This window comes from Providencia sp. PROV189 (genome assembly GCF_028480065.1).
Lineage (GTDB): Bacteria > Pseudomonadota > Gammaproteobacteria > Enterobacterales > Enterobacteriaceae > Providencia > Providencia stuartii.
Window position 1 is genome coordinate 168,598 of the sequence record NZ_JAMPOG010000003.1, and the last position, 22,984, is coordinate 191,581.

Annotated in this window: 14 protein-coding genes; all 14 read right to left on the reverse strand. The window is 43.9% G+C overall.

Going from position 1 to position 22,984, the window contains the following annotated elements:
- Positions 1 to 2 precede the first annotated feature (2 nt).
- The 14 genes from yegS to purM all read right to left on the reverse strand — a co-directional run bounded on the left by yegS (position 3) and on the right by purM (position 22,578).
- Positions 3 to 908: a lipid kinase YegS gene (gene yegS, locus PR833_RS02135; protein ID WP_004920694.1), complete on the reverse strand. Its 906-nt coding sequence runs from the start codon at positions 906 to 908 to the stop codon at positions 3 to 5.
- Positions 909 to 1,336: 428 nt separating this feature from the next.
- Positions 1,337 to 2,716, reverse strand: a complete 1,380-nt coding sequence (gene trhP / locus PR833_RS02140) for a prephenate-dependent tRNA uridine(34) hydroxylase TrhP (RefSeq protein ID WP_004920692.1) — start codon at positions 2,714 to 2,716, stop codon at positions 1,337 to 1,339.
- 145 nt (positions 2,717 to 2,861) lie between these two features.
- Entirely contained in the window at positions 2,862 to 3,557 is a 696-nt protein-coding gene (baeR, locus tag PR833_RS02145) for a two-component system response regulator BaeR (protein ID WP_004920688.1), read from the reverse strand.
- Positions 3,554 to 4,948, reverse strand: a complete 1,395-nt coding sequence (gene baeS, locus PR833_RS02150) for a two-component system sensor histidine kinase BaeS (protein ID WP_014656130.1) — start codon at positions 4,946 to 4,948, stop codon at positions 3,554 to 3,556. Before baeS ends, baeR begins: the two co-directional genes overlap by 4 nt.
- A 13-nt stretch (positions 4,949 to 4,961) precedes the next feature.
- A complete protein-coding gene (gene mdtC / locus PR833_RS02155) occupies positions 4,962 to 8,039 on the reverse strand; it encodes a multidrug efflux RND transporter permease subunit MdtC (RefSeq protein WP_272525849.1) in 3,078 nt (1,025 codons plus the stop codon).
- The gene (locus tag PR833_RS02160; RefSeq protein WP_004920682.1) at positions 8,039 to 11,161 is read right to left on the reverse strand and encodes an MdtB/MuxB family multidrug efflux RND transporter permease subunit; all 3,123 of its coding nucleotides are present in this window, start codon (positions 11,159 to 11,161) and stop codon (positions 8,039 to 8,041) included. Before PR833_RS02160 ends, mdtC begins: the two co-directional genes overlap by 1 nt.
- Positions 11,161 to 12,390 carry an MdtA/MuxA family multidrug efflux RND transporter periplasmic adaptor subunit gene (locus PR833_RS02165; RefSeq protein WP_004920679.1) on the reverse strand — a complete coding sequence of 410 codons (1,230 nt, stop codon included), beginning with the start codon at positions 12,388 to 12,390 and terminating at the stop codon, positions 11,161 to 11,163. The genes PR833_RS02160 and PR833_RS02165 overlap by 1 nt, the downstream gene beginning before the upstream one ends.
- Before the next feature lie 273 nt (positions 12,391 to 12,663).
- Positions 12,664 to 14,019 (reverse strand): MFS transporter, encoded by a 1,356-nt coding sequence (locus tag PR833_RS02170; RefSeq protein ID WP_004920676.1) that lies wholly within the window; start codon positions 14,017 to 14,019, stop codon positions 12,664 to 12,666.
- A gap of 597 nt (positions 14,020 to 14,616) precedes the next feature.
- Positions 14,617 to 16,077, reverse strand: a complete 1,461-nt coding sequence (mgtE, locus tag PR833_RS02175) for a magnesium transporter (protein WP_004920674.1) — start codon at positions 16,075 to 16,077, stop codon at positions 14,617 to 14,619.
- Positions 16,078 to 16,261: 184 nt separating this feature from the next.
- On the reverse strand, positions 16,262 to 17,791 hold the full coding sequence (ppx, locus tag PR833_RS02180) for an exopolyphosphatase (protein WP_004920671.1): 1,530 nt from the start codon (positions 17,789 to 17,791) through the stop codon (positions 16,262 to 16,264).
- Between the two features lie 6 nt (positions 17,792 to 17,797).
- Positions 17,798 to 19,867 (reverse strand): polyphosphate kinase 1, encoded by a 2,070-nt coding sequence (ppk1, locus tag PR833_RS02185; RefSeq protein WP_104873531.1) that lies wholly within the window; start codon positions 19,865 to 19,867, stop codon positions 17,798 to 17,800.
- 183 nt (positions 19,868 to 20,050) lie between these two features.
- Positions 20,051 to 20,638, reverse strand: a complete 588-nt coding sequence (gene speG / locus PR833_RS02190; protein ID WP_004920666.1) for a spermidine N1-acetyltransferase — start codon at positions 20,636 to 20,638, stop codon at positions 20,051 to 20,053.
- 264 nt (positions 20,639 to 20,902) lie between these two features.
- Complete coding sequence (gene purN, locus PR833_RS02195) at positions 20,903 to 21,538, reverse strand: phosphoribosylglycinamide formyltransferase (protein ID WP_004920661.1); 636 nt, start codon at positions 21,536 to 21,538, stop codon at positions 20,903 to 20,905.
- The gene (gene purM, locus PR833_RS02200) at positions 21,538 to 22,578 is read right to left on the reverse strand and encodes a phosphoribosylformylglycinamidine cyclo-ligase (protein ID WP_036940555.1); all 1,041 of its coding nucleotides are present in this window, start codon (positions 22,576 to 22,578) and stop codon (positions 21,538 to 21,540) included. Before purM ends, purN begins: the two co-directional genes overlap by 1 nt.
- Positions 22,579 to 22,984 lie beyond the last annotated feature (406 nt).

Genomic DNA, 22,984 nt, shown 5'->3' on the forward strand with positions numbered 1-22,984 from the left:
ATTTAAGATAACAAGCCACATTGAGGCGGTAACCGGCAGTGGATCGCTTCAGGTAGCAATTCAAAGGTGAAAGTTTCACCAGAAAGCGGCTCTCCGTCCAAATTAAATACCATTTCATGGGGCGATGAAATTTTTACCCAACGAGTTGTTTTTTCAATTAAATGCTGATTTTTATCATTGCTGAACAAATTGGTCAGTAGAGCGGGTATCACATCGCGAGCGGGTATGATGAGCAAATTCAATTTACCATCATCGATTAATGCATCGGGGGTTAATTGTTGTCCACCACCCGCCTGTATTCCATTACCGATAGCAACAACCAGAGTTTCGCCTTCCCAATGAAAATGCTCTGTTTCAATCCGACAGGTATCAGTTTTTAGTGTGTCAGGGCGCAACAAGCCATTAATAACATAAGCTGCGCCACCCAGTGCTGACTTAAGAGCATCCGGCGTTTCCGTTGTGATCCGAGTGCCAAACCCCCCCGTGGCCATATTCATAAAAAAAGCATCATGATTGACTCTAGCAATATCTATCGCCACTGATTTGCCTTTTACTGCTAATGCTAAAGCAGCATGGATATCCATAGGGATGTTGGCGCCAGTAGCAAAATCATTAGCTGTACCTAGCGGTAAGATACCAATCGCGGGGCGTTGCTTTTCAGGTAAGCGCATTAACGCACTGGCTACAGCGTTAATTGTGCCATCGCCGCCACCGGCGATAATTGTTTCTGCACCTTCGCGGATTGCTTCATCAATAAAAGTAGGTAATTCACTGGTTTCCCATGGGATCCTCACCAAAATTGTATGACCTTCTTCACGTAGCTGGTAGATGGCTTTTCTTAGCTCAGGGTTGGCAGATTGTTTACCGTTGAGGATGATAAGTGCGCGATGAAGTTTATCGATAGCCATTTTGATCCTTGTAGTGATAACAACAGTGATCACAGTATAGACACAACGGAGGGATAAATGACAATAATTCAATAATCACATTGATAGATTAAATCATTCTATAGGGGAGATAAAAAAGAAATGGCTAGCTCAAGGGAGATTGAGCCAGCCAAGGAGGTGGTTCCTAGTCTTATTTTATGACTTTCTAGTTCTTCATTTTCGATTGTGACTATACGACATTGAATAGCTAATTGTTGTGATCTATTGCATAAAAATGGATATTAAATACATTTTTACGGTAAAACACTATTTATGAGAATGATTATCAATTGAAGTTGATGTTTTATACTGAGATAGTTTGAAACGGAAAAATAAAAAATGCTAGAAATTCAATCAATTAAATTAATGAATTCTAGCATTATAATCAATTAGCTTAATGCGTAACGAAATTAAGCCGTAGTTGATGATTCAGTTTGATGTGGTGAGCGAGTCGTTGTGCCTGATAGGTTACGTATTAGCAGGCCAAAATTTAGATCAACATCATCAGGAACAGGCAGATAAACAATATGACCGTTGCCCGGTGCCACGTCAATGGCTTCCCCTTTACGGTTATGGAGCGCATCAAGGGTAAACACAATGTTTCCAGCTGGAGTCATTAATTCTAAGCTATCACCTAGACTAAATTTATTTTTGACGTCAACTTCTGCGAGGCCGTTAACACGTTTACCCGTAAATTCACCCACAAATTGCTGAGTTTCAGAAACCGAATAGCCATATTCATAGGTTTGATAGGCATCATGGGTGTGACGGCGTAAAAAGCCTTCGGTATAGCCACGGTGAGCTAAGCCTTCTAAGGTCGAAAGGAGAGTTGGGTCGAATGGCTTACCGGCAACCGCATCATCAATTGCACGGCGATAGACTTGTGCTGTACGTGCACAGTAATAGAATGATTTTGTGCGTCCTTCAATTTTTAAGGAGTGCACACCCATTTTAGTCAAGTTTTCAACGTGTTCTATCGCGCGTAAATCTTTGGAGTTCATGATATAAGTGCCATGTTCGTCTTCAAAGGCGGTCATATACTCACCCGGACGTTTAGCCTCTTCGATCATAAACACTTTATCGGTCGGGGCACCTTCACCTAAAGTTGGCGCTATGTTTTTGACAGGGATAGGCTCATGCATATGCACGATATTTCCCACATCATCTTCTTTGCCTTCTTCAACTTTATATTCCCAGCGGCAGGCGTTGGTGCAAGTACCTTGGTTTGGGTCGCGTTTATTGATATAACCTGACAGTAGGCAACGGCCAGAGTAGGCCATACACAGTGCACCGTGAACGAATACCTCTAATTCAATATCAGGCACCTGTTTACGAATTTCAGCGATTTCTTCAAGTGAAAGCTCACGTGATAAAATGACGCGAGTCAGACCCATTTGCTTCCAAAATTTTACCGATGCCCAGTTAACTGCGTTTGCTTGTACGGATAAATGAATATCCATGTCAGGGAAGGCTTCGCGAACCATCATAATCAAACCAGGGTCTGACATGATCAACGCATCTGGCCCCATTTCAATGACAGGGGTTAGGTCGCGAATAAAGGTTTTTAGCTTGGCATTATGCGGTGCGATGTTAACAACGACATAGAACTTTTTGCCAAGTTCGTGGGCTTCTTGGATCCCTTTAGCAAGGTTTTCGTGGTTAAATTCGTTGTTACGCACGCGAAGGCTATAACGAGGTTGCCCTGCATAAACGGCATCTGCGCCATAAGCAAAAGCATAACGCATGTTCTTTAATGAACCTGCGGGCGATAATAATTCTGGTGTAAACATGTTGCTTCTCAGTCTGATATCAAGTCAGTACTTACCCTAGGGCGGATAAGCATTTTAAAGGGAGCTGATTTTAACTCTATTTTTCAGGAAATCAAAATATTCCCTACAAATAGTAAGTATAACTGATTTGCCTCAATGTCTAGGATTACACCTCATCCCAGCGATAACCTAAACCATAAATAGAGCGAATAAATGTTTTCTCGTTATCGAGTAATTCGAGTTTACGCCGTAAGTTTTTAACATGGCTATCAATTGTTCTATCGGTGACGATGCGGTGATCGTCATACAGAATATCTAATAGCTGGTCACGGGAAAAGACGGTGCCAGCGTTGTCCGACATAAACTTGAGTAAACGGAACTCGGCGGGAGTTAACTCAAGCAGTTGTTCGCCATAGCGGACTTGAAACGCATTTTCATCGATAATGAGCTGGGGTCTGCTTTTATCCGGAGAAGCCGCGCGTTGGCAACGCCGTAAAATAGTCTTTACCCTTGCGACTACTTCGCGAGGACTAAAGGGTTTACAGATATAGTCATCGGCACCAATTTCTAACCCTAACAGGCGGTCAATTTCTTCCGTTTTAGCCGTCACCATAATGATCGGTATCTCGCAAAATTTGCGCAGTTCACGGCAGATTGTTAGCCCGTCCATCCCCGGTAGCATCAAATCAAGGAGGATAATGTCGGGTTGTTGCTGACGCACATAGTCAATGACTTCATCACCACGCTGCAATATTGAAGGCTGATAACCTGCCGCCTGAAGGTAATCATAAAGCAGTTGCCCAAGTTTTGGCTCATCCTCAACAACTAATACGTTGGCACTTGAAGGCTCTAACACTGTCACTGTTCATTTTCCTTTTGATTGAGCGGTAAGTGGATAGCAATACACACGCCGCCTAAAGGGGAAGGGCTAGCGTGTATGCTTCCCTTATGCGCTTCAATGATATTATAGCAAATCGCTAACCCTAAGCCAGAGCCTCCGCTAGCGCGGTTACGAGACCCTTCGGCTCGGTAGAAACGCTCAAATAGGTGGCTACACTGTTGGATAGTTAACCCCGGTGCACTGTCTTCCCAATAAATAGAAAATTGATTCTCTTCAACCAAGGCTCGAATGACTATTTCACCTTGCGGGTCGGTATAACGTAGGCTATTTTCCATCAAATTGTAAAATAGCTGCGTGATTCGGTCTGGGTCAATATTGATGATCTGCTGCTCAGGTAAATTTAGCGTAACTGAAAGCTGTTTTTCTTCGAGCCGCCAGCGTGATTGCCCAACGGTCATATTAATTAAAGGCACAATATCAGCAGATTGGATGCGATACACCAACGAGCCTCTATCCGATAGGGAAAGTTGATGTAGGTCGTTGACTAATTTGATTAATGTGTGTGTCTCTGCCAGTAATGAATTGATGGTCTCAGGTGTCGCTTGGCGAACGCCATCCTGAACGGCTTCGAGTTCACCTTGCAGAACGGATAGGGGGGTGCGCAGTTCATGAGAAATATCTGCCATATAGTCTCGGCGCATATGCTCATTTTTTTCCAGCGTTGATGCGAGGTGATTAAAGTCTTTTGCTAGCTGACCGAGTTCATCGTGACCGACTTCAGGAACGCGGGTTGAAAAGTCGCCATTGGCAAGTTGGTTCGTCCCATCTAACAGCCGTTTGATGGGTCTTAAAAAACCACGAGCTAAGAAAAATGTAGCAATCAAGGCAACGATTAATGATAAGCCAGCAATAAACCAACTGGTGAGCATCTGTTGATCATCAAAACGGCGGTCAATTTCATTGCTAATCCCATCTCCACTACTTGCAATGACCCAACCTACCGTTTTGCCATTAGATGAGATGACGGGTTGTCGGATAACATCATCCGGTAAAGGAACATCGCGGCCTAATATTCGGCGGTCTTGGCTATCATAAACCCAAAAATATGAGCGCCACCCCTTTGGTTTAGTCGGCGGTAGGGTGCGCTGGTGGTGTTCAATGCTGCGTAAAATATGAAAGAAAGCACGTTCATTACGGATCAAGAAGCGCCAACTCCCCGTTTCATCGTATTGCTCAGCAAGAGCGTCAGCGATCAGCTCAGCACGCTGTTGGTCATTTTCTTTAATATAGTCGGTAAAACCATGCTGGAAGCTTAAACGTACTCCTTGGTGCATGATCACAACGAGGAGTATGCATGTCGCAAAGATAGCCAAAAATAATCGAGTACTGACGCTATTAAATCTGAGTTTCATTATATATAAGCCCTTATTCGTTTAGAGCTACCGCTTTTTTGGTATAGCGCTGTCTGAGTTGATCGAAACATAAATAGACGACCGGTGTTGTGAATAAGGTGAGTAGTTGACTCATCACTAAGCCACCAACAATAGTGATACCTAATGGTTGGCGTAACTCCGCGCCATCACCACTGCCTAAAGCAAGTGGTAGGGCACCAAAAATTGCTGCCAGCGTCGTCATTAAAATAGGCCTAAAGCGCAGTAAGCTCGCACGCAAAATCGCCTCACGTGCGGTTAAACCATGCTGACGTTGTGCTTGGATAGCAAAATCCACCATGATAATGGCATTTTTCTTCACAATACCAATCAGCAGCATAATGCCGATTAGAGCAATTAAACTAAATGGGGTATCAAATAACTCTAAGGCGAGGAGAGCGCCGACCCCCGCCGAAGGTAGTGTGGATAAAATGGTCAGTGGATGAATATAGCTTTCATACAAAATGCCTAAAACAAGGTAGACAGTGACAATGGCCGCTAAAATTAAAAACAATTGTGATTTTAAGGTATCTTGGAATATCTGAGCCGTACCCGCAAAAGTGCCTCGTATTGTTGATGGCACACCAAGTGTGGTCATGGTTTTTTCGATAGCTGAAATGGCGTCATTGAGGGTATAACCTTCAGCGATGTTAAATGCGATAGTGGATGATGCCGATAACCCTTGGTGGTTAACACTCAAAGGGGCATTGGCGGGCTGCCAACGGGCAAAATAAGATAATGGAATAGCGTCTCCATGACTATTGATAACAAACATTTTGTCGAGAGAACTGACATCCTGAGTATATTCAGGCGCCACTTCCATCACCACCTTGTATTGGTTCATGGGTTCATAGATGGTGGATATTTGACGTTGTCCGAAGGCATTATTCAACAGGTCATTGGCGGCTCGCACATCAATACCAAGTTGGGCCATTAAATCCCTATCATAGGTAATGGCCATCTCAGCGCCTTTATCCTCTTTATCTGAGTTTACATCAGTCACTTGCGGGAGTTCGGCAATGGCTTTACGTACCGCAGGCTCCCATTCACGTAACGCATTGAGTTCATCGGCAAGTAATGAAAACTGATAACTGGAATGCGCTTGACGACCACCAACACGGATATCTTGCACGGGCATCATAAATAAATTAGCTCCCGGCTCTTTAGCTAACTTAGCTCGAAGTCGGTTGATTACCGCGTTGGCACTCTCTTTACGTTCATCAATCGGTTTCAATGAGATAAACATGGAGCCGCTGTTTACACGGCTTCCACCAGTAAAACCTGTCACGCTATCCACGGCAGGATCGGCATTCACTTGCTGCATAAAGCGCGTCATTTTCTCTTTCATTGCTTGGAATGAAATGCTTTGGTCGGCACGAACAAAGCCAAGTAAACGGCCTGTATCTTGTTCAGGGAAAAATGTTTTTGGGATAGCGATATACAAATAAATGTTCAATCCGATAGTGGCGAACAAGATAGCGAGTACACTGCGTTTATGAGACAGTACCCAATTTAATGTCGCACCGTAACCGTTTTGTATACGGTGTAAGTAGCCGCCGATAACACTGGTTTTTTCAGCCTGTTTGCCTTTGTGTCGTTTAAGCAAATGGGCGCACATCATGGGGGTGAGGGTCAGCGAAACGACCAGCGAGATGCCAATTGCCGTGGCGAGGGTAATCGCAAACTCACGAAATAGCCGGCCAACTAACCCCTCCATTAATAATAAAGGAATAAAAACGGCTACGAGGGAGATGCTCATTGAAACAACCGTAAAACCGACTTCACTCACCCCTCTGACCGCAGCAATAAAGGGTTTACAGCCATTTTCGATATGACGTGAAATGTTTTCGAGTACCACAATCGCATCATCGACAACAAAGCCTGTTGCGACGGTCAATGCCATTAATGACAAGTTATTTAAACTGAACCCGCAAAGATACATGGCAGTAAAGGTGCCAATGAGAGATACAGGAACCGCAATTGCAGGGATCAGGGTGGCGCGACCAGAGCGCAGAAATAACAACACAACTAATATGACTAACGCAATAGCGATCATCAATGCGCGCTCGACTTCAACGAGTGAAGCGCGGATCGTCGGCGTTCTGTCTTGCGCTACTTTTAGGTCAATCGCGGCAGGGATCATTTCTTGGAAGTCAGGAAGCTCTGCGCGAATGCGATTTACGGTTTCAATGATATTAGCTCCCGCTTCGCGACGGATGACAATCAAAATAGCGGGCTCACCACCTGACATCCCTGCTGCACGTACGTCTTGAACCGAATCTTTCACATTCGCCACATCACTGAGTTTGACGGCATTGCCCTCTTTGTAGTGGACGATGATAGGTTGATAGTCCACTGCTTTTTTTAGCTCATCATTGGTTTGTATCTGCCAGCGGCTGTCATCGTTGTTAATGTAGCCTTGAGGTTGGCGCACGTTGGCGCTACTGATTGCGGAGCGCACCTTATCTAAGGAGACGCCTTGATTAAATAGAGCCGTTGGATTGAGCTCAACACGTACCGCGGGCAGGGAGCCACCACCAACGGAGACTTCACTGACCCCTTCAATTTGCGCTATACGCTGTGATAAACGGGTTGATGCAATATCATAAATCTCACCTGTACTCATCGTCTTAGAGGTTAAGGTTAAGATCATAATAGGGGCGTCGGAAGGGTTCGATTTATAGTATCGAGGCTTGCTTGGCATTCCGCTCGGTAACAAGGTTTGTGCCGCATTTATCGCGGCTTGTACTTCACGGGCAGCGTTGTTAATGTCTTTATCAAGATTAAATTCGAGGGTGATGGTGGTACGACCAAGCGAACTGCTGGAGGTCATTTCACTGATACCCGCAATACTTCCCAATGAACGCTCTAACGGCGTTGCAATAGACGATGCCATGGTTTCTGGGGATGCCCCAGGAAGTGACGCTGTCACGTTTATTACGGGGTAGTCAACTTGTGGCAGTGGTGCAACGGGCAAAAAAATGAAGCTCAGTGCACCACATAGCGAGATTGCAACGCTAATCAGTGTGGTTGCAACAGGGCGACTAATGAATAAGGCAAAGAAACGCTTCATTATGACACCTGTTGTTTGCGACTTTGGCGGCGTGCTTTTAAGTTATTTGAAAGGCTATCAAATAACAGATAAATCACCGGTGTCGTAAATAGGGTTAAGATCTGACTCATAATCAGCCCTCCCACCATACAGATCCCAAGTGGTTGACGAAGCTCTGCACCTACGCCGCTACTGAGCATCAGCGGTAATGCGCCGAGCAGAGCCGCCATGGTGGTCATCAATATTGGGCGGAATCGTAATAAACAGGCTTGGTAAATAGCATCTTTAGGAGACATGCCTTGCTCACGTTCGGCGGCAAGTGCAAAGTCAATCATCATGATTGCGTTCTTTTTAACTATCCCGATTAACAAAATAATACCAATAACAGCAATCACATCTAATTCGCTGCCAGCCATCATCAGAGCTAATAATGCCCCTACGCCAGCAGTAGGGAGTGTTGAGAGGATAGTAATAGGATGAATAAAGCTTTCATATAAAATCCCAAGAACGATATACATGGCGATGATTGCGGCGGCAATTAACCAAACCGTACTACTCAGTGCGGCTTCAAACGCTAAAGTAGCGCCTTGGAACTGAGTCGTAATGGATTTTGGCATATTAATTTGCGCTTCTGCATTTTTCACCGCATTAACCGCAGACTCAAGAGACGCATCGTCAGCAAGATTAAACGAGAAGGTCGCTGCTGGGAACTGATCCAAATGGTTAATCGCAAGCGGCCCATAGCCTTCCTGAATATTGACTAACGTGCTTAATGGCACAATGGCGCCATCGGTGCCTTTGAGACGAATATCATTCAGGGCGTTAATACCATCGCGAGTTTGCGTATCATGCTCAATAATAACGCGGTACTGATTCGATTGGGTATAAATGGTCGAGATCATGCGTTGACCGAACGCATTGTATAGGGCGTTATCAATTGCAGCCATCGTGATACCAAAACGACTCGCCGTATCTCTATCAACATTAACGTAGGCGACAAGTCCTTTATCCTGCCAATCACTGCTGACATCCACTAACTCGGGCTGTTGTTTTAATTGGCTCAATAGCTTAGGCACCCAAAGAGAAAGTTCATCTAGCGAGCCTGCTTGCAGCGTAAATTGATATTGGGTGCGAGCCAATTGGGTATCAATCGTGAGGTCTTGCATCGGTTGCAAATACAAATTGACCCCAGAAACGCTATCAGCTAAACGTTGCAAGCGTGGAATAATCGTATTGACGCGATCTGGACGTTCATCTAAAGGCTTCAAGGTAATTTGAATGCGCCCATTATTGAGAGTCGGATTGGTTCCATCTATCCCAACATAAGTGGTGATATTTTCTACCGCAGGATCAGACAGTAATTTTTCAGCCACTTCCTGCTGTTTCTGTGACATAGCCACAAAGGAGATGGATTGGCGGCTTTCAATGGTGCCTTGAATGATCCCGTTATCTTGTAATGGAAAGAAACCTTTCGGGATCCACATATACAGTAATACGGTTAAAACCAGCGTGCCGATAGCAACGGAAAGTGTTAGCCAGCGGTGATTTAATATCCGCTTTAACCAAATGGCATATCCTGCAATCATGCGGTCAAAAAAGCGCTCGCAGGCGATTTCAAAGCGGTTATGTTTATGCTCTGATTCAGGTTTTAACAAGCGAGCACACATCATTGGTGTGAGTGTCAAGGACACTACCGCCGAGATCAGAATGGCAACGGCAAGGGTGATGGCAAATTCCCTAAACAACCGACCAACAATATCGCCCATAAACAGTAATGGGATCAGTACTGCTACCAAAGAAAATGTTAATGAAATAATGGTAAAACCAATTTCTCCCGCGCCTTTTAAAGCGGCGACGACAGGCTTGTCACCTTGTTCAAGGTAGCGCGAAATATTTTCAATAACCACGATGGCATCATCGACCACAAACCCTGTGGCGATAGTGAGAGCCATCAAAGTGAGGTTATTGACAGAGAAACCACAGAAATACATGACGGCAAAGGTGCCGACAAGGGAAAGAGGAACGGCAATACCGGGAATGAGTGTCGCGATACCGTTGCGTAGGAACAGGTAGATCACCATGACAACCAGTGCAATCGCAAGCATTAATTCAAACTGCACATCGCTAACGGAGGCACGGATTGTGCTGGTTCTATCCGTTAAAATTTTCACATCCACCGATTTAGGCAGTGTTTCAATTAGCTCAGGAAGCAGGTTGCGAATGGTATCAGTGGTTTCGATAACGTTAGCGCCAGGTTGGCGTTGTACATTAATAACAATAGCCTGTTGTGCATTTGCCCACGCGCCTAGATAGGCGTTTTCCGCCCCTTGCTCAATAGTGGCGATATCACCTAAACGGACGGGAGCACCGTTTTGAAAGGCCACAATTAAGCGGCGATAGTCCTCTAAGGATTTCATTTGGTCATTTGCAGAGAGGGTTACCGCGCGTGTTGGGCCATCAAAACTGCCTTTTGCTGAGTTGACGTTAGCATTGTTTATCGCGGCTCGGATCGTCTCGCTGTCTAATCCTTTTGCTGCCATCGCTTGTGGGTTTAAGTTCACTCGCACCGCTGGGCGTTGCCCACCCGCAAGGGTGACAAGCCCCACGCCATTGACCTGTGATATTTTTTGCGCAATACGGTTCTCAATCATGTCTTGAACTTGTGTCAAAGGCATGGCGTCAGAAGTGACGGCGAGAGTGAGTACCGGTGGATCCGCTGGGTTGACCTTATTGTAAATAGGCGGATAAGGTAAATCTGAAGGCAGTAAACTTGAAGCTGAATTAATGGCGGCCTGAACTTCCTGTTCTGCAACCTCCAAGGGGAGTGTTAGCTGGAACATCAAGGTGATCACAGATGCGCCCCCTGAACTTTGGGAAGACATTTGTTTTAGCCCAGACATCTGCCCAAACTGGGTTTCTAGCGGTGCGGTTACCGCGGATGTCATGACTTCAGGACTCGCCCCCGGATAGAGGGTGACCACTTGGATCGTTGGATAATCGACTTCTGGTAAAGCCGATACAGGTAGGAAACGATAGCCAATGATCCCTGCAAGCAGAATGGCTACCATAAATAAGGTGGTAGCGACTGGACGTAAAATAAATAAGCGGGAAGGGCCGCCACCTTTTTGGATCCCGGGTTGCATCAGGCTTTCTCCGCTGTATTTTTATTTTTTTGTGGTTTTGCGGATTTAGAAGCCGTTTCGGTGTTAACTACTTCCACGCTGGTGCCATCTGTTAAACGGTCGACACCGTCAGTAATCACTTTTGTATTTGCAGTTAGCCCACTTTCAATCACCACCTGCTGGCTATCTTGCATACCTACCGTCACAACATGTTTACTCACACGATTATCATCGTTCAGTACCCAAACATAATGACCTTCGTTACCCATCTGCAATGCCGCAGTAGGGATAACGACGGCATTTTGCAAGGTTTCGATCTGCATTTTGATGTTCACAAATTGATTTGGAAATAAAGTTTGTAGCTCGTTCGTAAAACGTGCTTTCATTTTTAGTGTGCCAGTAGCAGGGTCTATCTGATTATCTATACTTAACAAATAGCCTTCGCTGATCATCGCGATATTATTTCTATCCCAAGCTTCCACTTTTACCGGTTGATTTGAGGATTGAGCTTTTTGTACGGCAGGAATGTCTCCCTCGGGAAGGGCAAAAAGCACATCAGCAGGTTGAGTCTGTGTGATAACCACGATTGGGGTTGCTGTGCCCGCAGAAATAAAATTACCGACGTCGACCTGTTTTAAACCAACACGGCCTGAAATAGGGGCTGTGATTTTACTGTAGGTTAATTGTAGCTTCGCATTATCAACGGCGGCTTGATCGACCTTAATACTGCCTTCTGCCTGTAAAACGAGCGCTTTTTGGTTATCTAGCTCTTGCTGTGAAATCACTTTTGTTCCCGCAAGCTTTTGATAACGATTTAAGTCTAATCGAGCATTTGCCAACGTCGCTTTATCTTTAGCCAGTTGGCCTTCTGCCTGAGCTAATTGGACTTCAAAAGGGCGAGGATCGATTTCAGCAAGCAAATCGCCCGCTTTTACCTGTTGCCCTTCGGTAAAATGCAAAGACATCAATTGCCCTTCAACACGGCTCGTGACCGTGACAACATTGGCAGCTTGTACTGTGCCGAGACCAGTTAAATATCGAGGAACCACTTTTTCTTGCGCATTAGCGTATTGAACGGGGGCAAGCATACGGTGTGGCGCACTATTTGATCGTGTAGGACGAGCACTGTTTTGTGCTGTATCAGATGGCGTATTTTGAGAATAAAAATACCAACCGGCACCTGCAGCGACAATGATGGCAACGAAAATGGCTGAACGGGTTAGAGTGGTACGGCGTTTTTGTTTATTCATTTATATTTTCGCTTAATTCAAAGTCGAGTAAAAAAGCATCATATTATGATGATTAAATTAGCAGAGATGAACCTGCTATATAGTTAAAAATTAGTCAGTTGCGATATGTTAATAGTTTAGCGTGGGGGTTACACGTAAAAATGAAGGAAATATGAAAAAAACGTCAACTAGTGTGCAGAATCGGCAGATTAGTAGACTAACATTGTATAAAAAAACCTGTGGGAATTAATCACCACAGGTTTATACGTTAATGGATTAAAGAAATGAGGTCAATTAGCGAGTTGTACTGGTGTTTAATGCCCCTAATGTTTCTTTGTCTTGCTCAGCATTCACTGTCCATCCTTTCCATGCTAAAGGAATATAGGCGACAGCGACAGCCAGTAAAGAAACCGCGGCAACATAGTAGGCAGGTGCCATATGAGATTGTTGCAACCATGTTCCCGTTAACATTGGTGTCAGACCCCCAAAGACTGCATAGGCAATATTGTAGGCAAATGATAAGCCGGAATAACGGATTTCAGGTGGAAACGCGCGCGTACTGACAATTGGTGTCGTTGCAATCGCGCCAACAAAAAAGCCCATTAAGCCATAGTTAAAAATCAAAGTCGTTGCTGAAATCTCTGGCGACAAAGATGAATAAAAATATAATGCAGTCACCGCCAGACCACCCCATGACAAGGTCATTGAAGCGCGCGTTCCCATCTTATCGCCGAACCAACCCCAAAAAATACAGCCTAAAGTTAATGTCAATGTTGCTGCACAGTTAGCTTGTAAGGCGATATTTCGGTCAATTTGATAGATCCCTTGAAGCACGATATCAGGCGTCATCAAAATGGTTACAACGATGGCTGTTGATAATGACCATGTCAGTGCCGCGGTGATCAAGCAGGCTTGTTTATGAGACTTCACAACAGTCTTAACGGGTAACTCATCCGCTAAAGCTTTTTTAGCAGCCAACTCTTTAAAAATAGGTGTCTCTTCCAAAAAACGGCGTAAATAAACAGAAATAAAGCCAAAAATACCACCAAGAATAAATGGAATACGCCATGCAAAGTCATGGATCTCTTGTGAGGTATAACTGTTCTCAATGATGATAGCGACGATAGACCCTAATAAAATACCGCCTGTGATACCAGAGGTTAATGTTCCAACACCGAGGCCGTAGCGCTGTTTTGGGGTATGTTCAGCGATAAATACCCATGCCCCAGGCATTTCACCGCCAATCGCGGCGCCTTGCATAATACGCATCAATAACAGCAATATTGGTGCGGCAGCGCCAATAGATGCATAGGTTGGTAAGAAACCGATCACGAATGTCGGGAATGCCATCATGAAAATACTGAGGGTGAACATTTTCTTACGGCCGAGTTTATCACCAAAGTGTGCCATGATGATGCCACCGAGTGGGCGCGCGAGATAACCGGCCGCAAACAAACCGAGCGTTGCCAAGAGGGCGAGAACTGCGTTACCACTAGGGAAAAAGAGTTGTGAAATAATTTTCGCGTAAAAAACGAAAATAACAAAATCATAAAATTCAAGAGTTCCACCTAAAGATGACAACCCTAATGTTTTATAATCCTCTTTTTTCAATGGCCTTGCCGAGGGCTGGCTGGTTGTTTGCGATGTCATAATATTATCCTTTTAAAATACCGAATATATTTTTTTGTTTTAAATTCGGAATAACAGCTATATTTACCGACTACGCGTCAGTAAATAATATTAAGTATGTGCAGATAAATGGTATAAAACGTTGGATGGAATAACCTAGTTAATACTCTGTATCTTTATGCATACCCTCATTTATAGCAGGAAATTCCATATTTTGTAAACCGCAACTCTCAAAACAAGATGAATATTCTATTTGTATTATCTTGATTGATTTTATCATCTATTGCTTAAAACAATAACATTATTTGATGTTAATAAATGATTTTTTGCAGCAGATCATATAGTTCTTTTTCAAAAAAGGCAGGGGAATTGGTTATTTCACATCTGTTTTCGCCGATTAATTCATCGATAAAGTAACAAATTATTAATTTGATTATTCGTAATTAATAATCTTAATAATAGTAATGAAAATTAAAAATAGCTGAAAAATGAAATAGCATTCATTGAGTCGTTATTTAGGAAATTTTCAGTCTAAATATGTCGGCAAAGGCGAGAAGGGCGGAATATTATCATTAGGCATACCCAGCGTATTATTTTCTGGGTATGCCAAGTAGGTGGTTAAACCAAGAACAGGGTGGCTAAGCCTAAGAAGATAAAGAAACCACCTGTGTCAGTGATAGCGGTGATCATTACACTGGAGCCGATGGCAGGGTCTTTACCAAGTTTAAGCATAATGAGAGGGATAAGTACCCCCATAATTGCCGCCATGAGTAAGTTTAAGATCATCGCGAGCGTCATTACGGCTCCCATTGCAAGGTCGCCATAGAGGAAATAGGTGATAACCCCCATGATCCCCCCCCAAACAACACCGTTAATAAAGGCAACGCCTAGCTCTCTGAGCATTAAGAATGAGAAGCTTCCGGTTTGGATTTGGTGTAAAGCAATCGCACGTACGATCATGGTAATTGTTTGGTTACCCGTATTTCCCCCAATACCTGCGACAATAGGCATTAAGGTGGCTAAGGCAACCAATTGGGAAATGGTATCTTCGAATACCCCAATCACCCGTGATGCGACGAACGCAGTACACAGGTTGATGGCTAGCCATGTCCAACGCGTTTTGACGGCTTGACCGACAGGGGCGAACACGTCTTCTTCAGGGCTTAACCCCCCCATACGACGGATGCTGTTATCGTTTTCTTCATTTAAGTTATCAACGATATCTTCAACGGTTAAACGACCCATCAATAGACCACTGCTGTCAACCACCGCGGCGGAGATCAAGTCATAACGTTCGAACGCACTGGCTGCATCTTCGCCTTTTTCATCTGGCAAGAAAGTGACCGTGTCTGTTTTCATCACGTCAGCCACAATCCGCTCAGGGGATTGCGTTAATATGGTTGTTAGAGGTAATTCACCCTGCAAATAGTTATTATTGTCGACAACAAAGATTTTATCTGTTGCTTCTGGAATTTTACCGCGCTGGCGTAAATAGCGTTGAACGGTTTTTAGTGTGACATTTGGACGTACGGTGACAAACTCGAAATCCATCATTTGACCGACGCTGTCTTTTGCATATTGCAGAACTTCACGAATACGACTTCGTAAGCTTGGATCAAGGTAGGTCAATAACCTACGCATGGTATCTTGTGGTAAATGCTCTGCAATATACGCTTGTTCATCAACATGTAGGTTAGCAACAGCGCGTAGAAGTTCCCTGTCAGACATATCCTTAATCAGGCTATCCCAAACAGCGACAGAAGCTTCGACTAACACCTCACCGCGTTCGGTGTTATCGATCAGATGCCAAAGTGCGAGACGTTCATCATAAGGCAACATCTCTAAAATATCGGCGATATCCGCGGCATGTAAGTCAATCAATAATTCTTTTACAGCATTGATTTTTTCACTTAATGCTTTATCACTCAAACTAACATGTTGGTCGTGCTCAATCAGAGCTTGGACGAACTCCTCGTCATCCAAAAATAGTGTTAGGATTTGCTGGCGGATATAGGCCAGTTTTTGAGAGTGCGGATTGATTGTTTGTACCGCATCGGTTGAAAAAGCAGTTTGTGACATTTTAATCCTTAAAGCTTTATAGGCACTTTTGTACCTTTTATGGGTCCATTTACAAATAAATACCTTTATTTTGCCATTTATTGTCCATTAACCCAAATAAATATTAATAATTATAACAAATGGGCGAAAACCGATTCATTATGAGTAGTGCAAAAAAACGCCATGTAGTGCATTAATATTATAACTAATTTGGCTCTTCGCGGATGTCTAATTTCCAGCCAGGGACATCCTCCCAGTAAGCGCTTTCTTTCTCAAGATCGAGCTGCATCAACGCATTCTGAGTCAAATACTGGGCAGGTAGATACAGTGTCCAGTGGCCATCATCGGTTTCTAAGCGTAATGATGATGGGGTAGTTGTTGATTGTCTTTGATTATTCAGAAGTATTGATAAGCGTAAAATTTGTATCAAGGGTAAAAATTGTTTTCTTTTATATAAATTAAATTTAGGGATATCATCAAATTTAATAGCACGCCGATGGTTACGAACCAGTGTTGCAAGTAACAGCTGTTGCTCCTGATTAAACCCCGGTAACGTAGTATTTTGCAAAATATAGGCGGAGTGGCGATGTAACCCACTTTGGTTGATATGTAGACCGACCTCATGCAGCATAACCGCCCAAATAAGGATAGACTCAAGTTGCGGGTTGGCTAACTTTGGATTTTGCTGGCTCCATTGGTGATACAGCTCCTCCATGGTTTTTAATACACGTCTAGCTTGCTCTCTATCGATATTATAATGCTCGGCAAGGCTAAGTGCCGTACGTTGGCGAATGTCTTGATGACGGAAACGACCTTCCATTTCATAAAGCACCCCTTCACGCAATGCGCCATCTGAGAGCCGTAACTCTTTAATCTCTAATGTATCAAAGACAGCACATAAAATGGCTAATCCGGGCACAAAAACATGTTTACGTTCAACGGATAAACCCGGTAGATCCACTGCCGAAAAGGTTTTATATTTCAGCGCCATTTGCTTAATTTTTTCTAGCCGATCACGCGTAATGATGCCGTCGCGCTCACCCATTTCAACAATCACGGCATGAGCCGCTTTAATCGTACCTGATGCCCCCATGGCAACATCCCAGTGCATACGCTTAAATTTTGTGGCGGTTTGCTCAAGTTTTAAGCAGGCCGTGAGGTAGGCTCGGTTGAAATTATCTGCCGTAATGGTTTCATTGGGGAAATAGTTACGCGCAAAGCTGACACACCCCATACGGCGGCTATCAATTAATAATGGTTCGAATTTCTCGCCAATGACTAATTCTGTTGAGCCACCACCAATATCTATTACCAGTTTACGGCCTTTTTCAGGCTGGGTGTGTTCCACCCCCATAAAAATCAAACGCGCTTCTTCTTGCCCAGAAATAATTTCAATGGGATAGGGAATTATTTTTTTTGCACGGTTCAAAAACTCTTCAACATTGGTTGCAACACGCAAAGAGTGAGTGCCTACGATACAGACGTTTTCTTCTGTAAAACCTTGTAGGCGTTCGGCAAAAAGCGCAAGGCAAGCCAAACCGCGTTCCATGGCTTCTTCACTAAGCTCATTGGTATCACTTAATCCGTCAGCAAGGTGTACCCGTTTTTTTAAACGCGTCAGGATTTGCAGTGCACCGTTGACAATACGTGCAATCACCATATGAAAGCTGTTAGAACCAAGGTCGATAGCCGCAATTTCTTGAGGCCTAGGCGTCGATATATTAGTTAATGGCATAGTATGTTAGGACCTTGTCTCAGGCGTTTCGAGTGATTTCAAATAGTCGTATATAGCAAGTTGCGCCTGAATTTTGCGCTTATTACCGCGGGGAACATAATGATTACTGAGATCTTTGTCAACATAACGTGCCTTGACGGTATCGTTAAATTGGAGCTCAAGGATATCTAAAACCCGTTGTTTGAGCCGGTCATCGACTAAGCGCACCGCCACTTCAATACGGTAATCAATATTTCGAGTCATCCAATCTGCCGAGGAGATAAAGACTTTTTCATCACCCGCATTAGTAAAGACATAAACGCGGTCATGCTCCAAAAAGCGGTCAACAATACTGGTGACTTGAATGTTTTCACTGTAGCCCGGTTGCCCTGCAACAAGTGAACACATCCCTCTTACTAGTAGACGAATTTTAACACCCGCATTGGAAGCATCATACAGTTTATCAGTCAGTTCTTTATCAACCAGATTATTAATTTTTAAGGTGATCCCACTGGGAAGCCCCGCTCGCGCATTAGCAATTTCTTGGTCAATTAGCGCATTGAGGCGGATCCGTGTATTTTGTGGTGAAACCATTAAATTATCAAAGGTGACAGGACGATATGGGTTTTCAATAAAGCTAAATACCCGACGAACCTCATTGGTGATCTGTTCATTTGCTGTTAACAACGAGTAATCAGTATAGAGGCGCGCGGTTTTTTCATTAAAGTTACCTGTACCGATATGGGCATAACGAATAATTTCGCCATCTTCCATTCGCGAAATAATAAAGAGTTTCGCATGGATTTTCAGACCCGGGGCCGAGAAAATGACGTGGACCCCAGCCTCTGTCAGCCGTTTCGCCCAATGAATATTCGCTTCTTCATCGAATCGAGCCTGTAATTCAACCACAACAGTGACTTTTTTGCCGTTATGGGCCGCATGGATCATCGAATCAATAATGCGTGAATCTTTTGCCACACGATAAATATTGATCTTGATAGATAATACGCTGGGATCAAATGAGGCTTGCCTGAGCAACTCAAGCGTGTGCTCAAAGGTGTAATAAGGGTAGTAGAGCAGCACATCGCGTTCGCGAATGGCATCAAAACCGTTACGGAAGTTATCAAACCAGCGGTGGCGTAATCGTGGCAATGGTTTGTTTAAAAGGGTTTTATTGCCTTCGTTGGGGAAGTTAATAAAATCTTTAAAATTGTGGTAACGCCCGCCCGCAATAACTGAGTCATCATTGGATAATCCCAGTTTTTCACGTAAGACGGCAACCATTTCATCAGGCATATCGCGCTGATAAACAAAACGGACAGGCTCTGCGGTTAAGCGCTGTTTTAATGTCGATGACATGATTTCCAGTAAGCTTGATTCCATTTCGGTGGCGATGTCATATTCCGCATCGCGGGTCATTTTCATGGAATAAGCGTTTAATTCATCATAATCAAAGAAGCCCTTGAAGATTTCATCCAAGGTATAGCGCAAAATGTTGTCGATAAGCACCATTGATTTGCGCCGTTTGGGCATTTCCGGTGGCAGATTGACAAACCGAGGCACCTTGTCAGAGGGGATCTCTAACAGAGCATATTGCACATTACCGCCGTTAATAATTTCAACAGCCAGATAGGTATAGTCATCTTTGAGAAACTCGACTAGGTTGGTATCTGGATTAATCAAAATAGGGGTAATGTGTTGGCGCAAATGTTGGCGAAAGTATTGACGTAACCAAATTTGTTGGCGGGGCGATATTTGCCGCTCGTTAATTAAGAAAATTTGGTTGCGCGCCATTTCAAGCAAAAGGTCGTTATAGAGAATGTCGAACTCTTGATCTTGCTTGGCTACTTTATTTTGAATGCGCTTAAGTAGGTGGCGTGCACCGCTGGCGGAGCCACGCTCCTCATTGATTAAGATACGCCGTTTCACGTCTGCAAAACGGACTTTGTAGAATTCATCTAGGTTATTGGAATAAATGCCCAAAAAGCGCATACGCTCGATAAGAGGATTTCGCTTATCTGCTGCTTCTTGTAAAACGCGTTCGTTAAAAGCAAGCCAGCTTAACTCTTTTTCGTGGTATAGGCGTTCTTGGGACATTGTTGCTCCATATTGTACTAAATACATAAACTTAAAGGTGTATAACCTAGCGACAGCACACCTTAAGTTTTCGCCATATTATGGCTATTTTTATTCGCATGAGTTACAGATTTCTGTATTTCTCTGGCGACACATTTATCTTGTGTTTAGTTGCACCTCAAATAACGTCGCGAGGATAGAGCACTAAACTTGCTGTTTGATGGTCGCATGCGGGCTGACAACACTTTCAGGATGCGTTGACTGTGCTTTACTCGCAAAATATTGGTGCTGGAAAATGCACATACGGATCGCGGTATGATAACGTCCGTTGACAAAAAACTCGTCAATTAGTTCGCCTTCTGTGTGGAAGCCCAGTTTATTATAAATGTGGATAGCTTTGATATTTTCTTTATCTACAATGAGGTAAAGCTTATATAGATTGAGCACAGAAAAAGCGTAATCCATAGCCAATTTCGCAGCGCGAGTTGCATAACCGTGGCCTTGATGGCTTGGTGCGATGATGATCTGAAACTCAGAACGACGGTGAACATAATCGATTTCCACCAATTCAACTAAGCCGACTTTTTCACTGTCATTTTCAACAATAAAACGCCGCTCTGATTGGTCATGAATATGTTTATCATAAAGGTCACTCAGCTCGACGAAAGCCTCATAAGGCTCTTCAAACCAGTAGCGCATAACACTGGCATTATTATCAAGTTGGTGGATAAACGCTAAATCTTCACGTTCAAGTGGGCGCAACCTAAACGGATGAACTTGCCCGGTCGTCATATAACACCTCAGTTTTGTTTAAAAAGTAGATAGTTAATTATCGATTTTGCAGATCATCACGATAAATAACAGAGCAAATTTATTTTCACTCTCAGTTGATAAGGATACCACTAATTTACGATAAAATAATGACACAAAGCAGTGACTCTTTCTAACTGGTGAAGATTAATGCACTTTATTTATACTGCGACTTTTCGTGAACAGCAAAAAGGGCAGAGATTTCTCTTTGCCCTCAACATAAATCAATGTGGAAATAACCAAGTGTTATTCATTTACATAGCCTTGGGGCGGTAAACACTGACCATCTAAGTAAGCATGGTTGCCGACCATGGCCAAACGACCACTGACGAACCATTGTACAACTTGGGGGTAAATATTGTGCTCTTGCGCCTTTACCCGCTCAATGACCTCTTTTTCGGTATCATCCGGGAAAATAGGAACTTTAGCCTGTAAGATCACTGGGCCGCCATCCAACTCCTCGGTAACAAAATGCACTGATGTTCCATGCTCGCTATCGCCGTTTTCTATCGCTTTACGATGGGTGTGTAGGCCCGGATATTTAGGCAATAGAGAAGGGTGGATATTGAGCATTCTTCCTGCATAGTGTTTAACGAAGCCCGCGGTCAAAATTCGCATAAATCCAGCTAACACAACCAAATCAGGCTGATATTCGTCAATCATCCCCATTAGTGCAGCATCATATGCTTCGCGGTTAGCAAAAGCGCTCGCGCTGAGTGATAAGGCTGGGATCCCAGCCTTCTGCGCACGAATAAGCCCGTAAGCCTCAGGTTGATTACTGATCACTGCCACAACTTGCGCTTGAAGATCATGCGAAGTGGCATCCATCAGCGACTGTAAATTACTGCCGCTGCCTGAGATAAGCACGACGATTTTTTTCATTAGCGGATAACAACCTGCTCTTCACCAGCAGGCAATTCAGCAATGGTACCTATCTGCCATGCGGTTTCACCTAAACCATTAAGTAAAGTGAGTGCCGCATCGACTTCAGCTTGTGGCAGCGCGATGATAATACCGACACCACAGTTAAATGTGCGATACATTTCGTGAGTAGTCACGCTGCCCGCCGTTTGTAGCCAATTGAATACCGCCGGCCACTGCCAGCTATTTTCATCGATTTGTGCTTGGGTGTTTTCAGGTAATACACGAGGAATATTTTCCCAGAAACCACCACCAGTAATGTGCGCGATGGCGTGAATATCGCATTTTTCAATCAGCGCTAATACATTTTTGACGTAAATACGTGTAGGCGCTAACAGGTGATCTGCCAGTGATTGGCCTTCCAGTTGCGTGACCTCTGGGTTCGTTTGACTGACTTCTAAAATTTTGCGGATCAAAGAGTAGCCGTTAGAGTGAGGACCGCTTGAGGCGAGGGCGATCAGCGCATCACCAGCACTGACTTTGCTACCATCAATGATCTCAGCGCGTTCGACCACACCAACGCAGAAACCCGCTACATCGTAATCGTCACCATGGTACATGCCAGGCATTTCAGCGGTTTCACCCCCCACGAGGGCACAACCTGATTGTTTACAACCTTCTGCGATACCTGTGATCACGCTGGTGGCAGTATCAACATCTAGCTTACCTGTTGCGTAGTAATCAAGGAAAAATAGAGGCTCAGCACCTTGGACAATTAAGTCATTAACACACATCGCCACTAAATCGATACCGATAGTGTCATGACGGTTTAGGTCCATCGCGAGGCGTAGTTTAGTGCCTACACCATCTGTACCTGAAACTAAAACAGGCTCACGGTATTTTTGTGGCAGGGAACATAATGCGCCAAATCCGCCTAATCCTCCCATAACTTCTGGTCGGCGAGTTTCTTTCACTACACCTTTAATTCGATCAACCAATGCGTTACCTGCATCAATGTCAACACCGGCATCTTTATAGCTGAGAGAGGTTTTATCAGTCACTACGGCCCCCAAGGCAATTGCGTTTCGGAAAATAAACTTCAATAAATACTATTCTAACAGGCAAAGCAAACGTTTGCGATAGCTTTGTGAATGAAAAAATGAGGGGATTTTGGTTGGTGGGAAATAAGGCATTGCCGTTATCTGGTTCCTGCTTTTTATGGCAAGAATTTATGTCTATCACATTAGGGTAAAATAATGGGATACATCTATAATCTTAAATTGAGATTGGTGTGCGTATTTATCATGGCATTGATATTGCTGCCATGTTCAATCAAACAGATAAAATAGTGGTGGATATACTTACAGTGTAATAATAAAAATAGGTTATTTCTGATTGTTTTGACATCAATCAAACGCTGCCTAGTGGCATCTTCTGTAAAAAGAGTTATAATCCCGCGATTTTTTT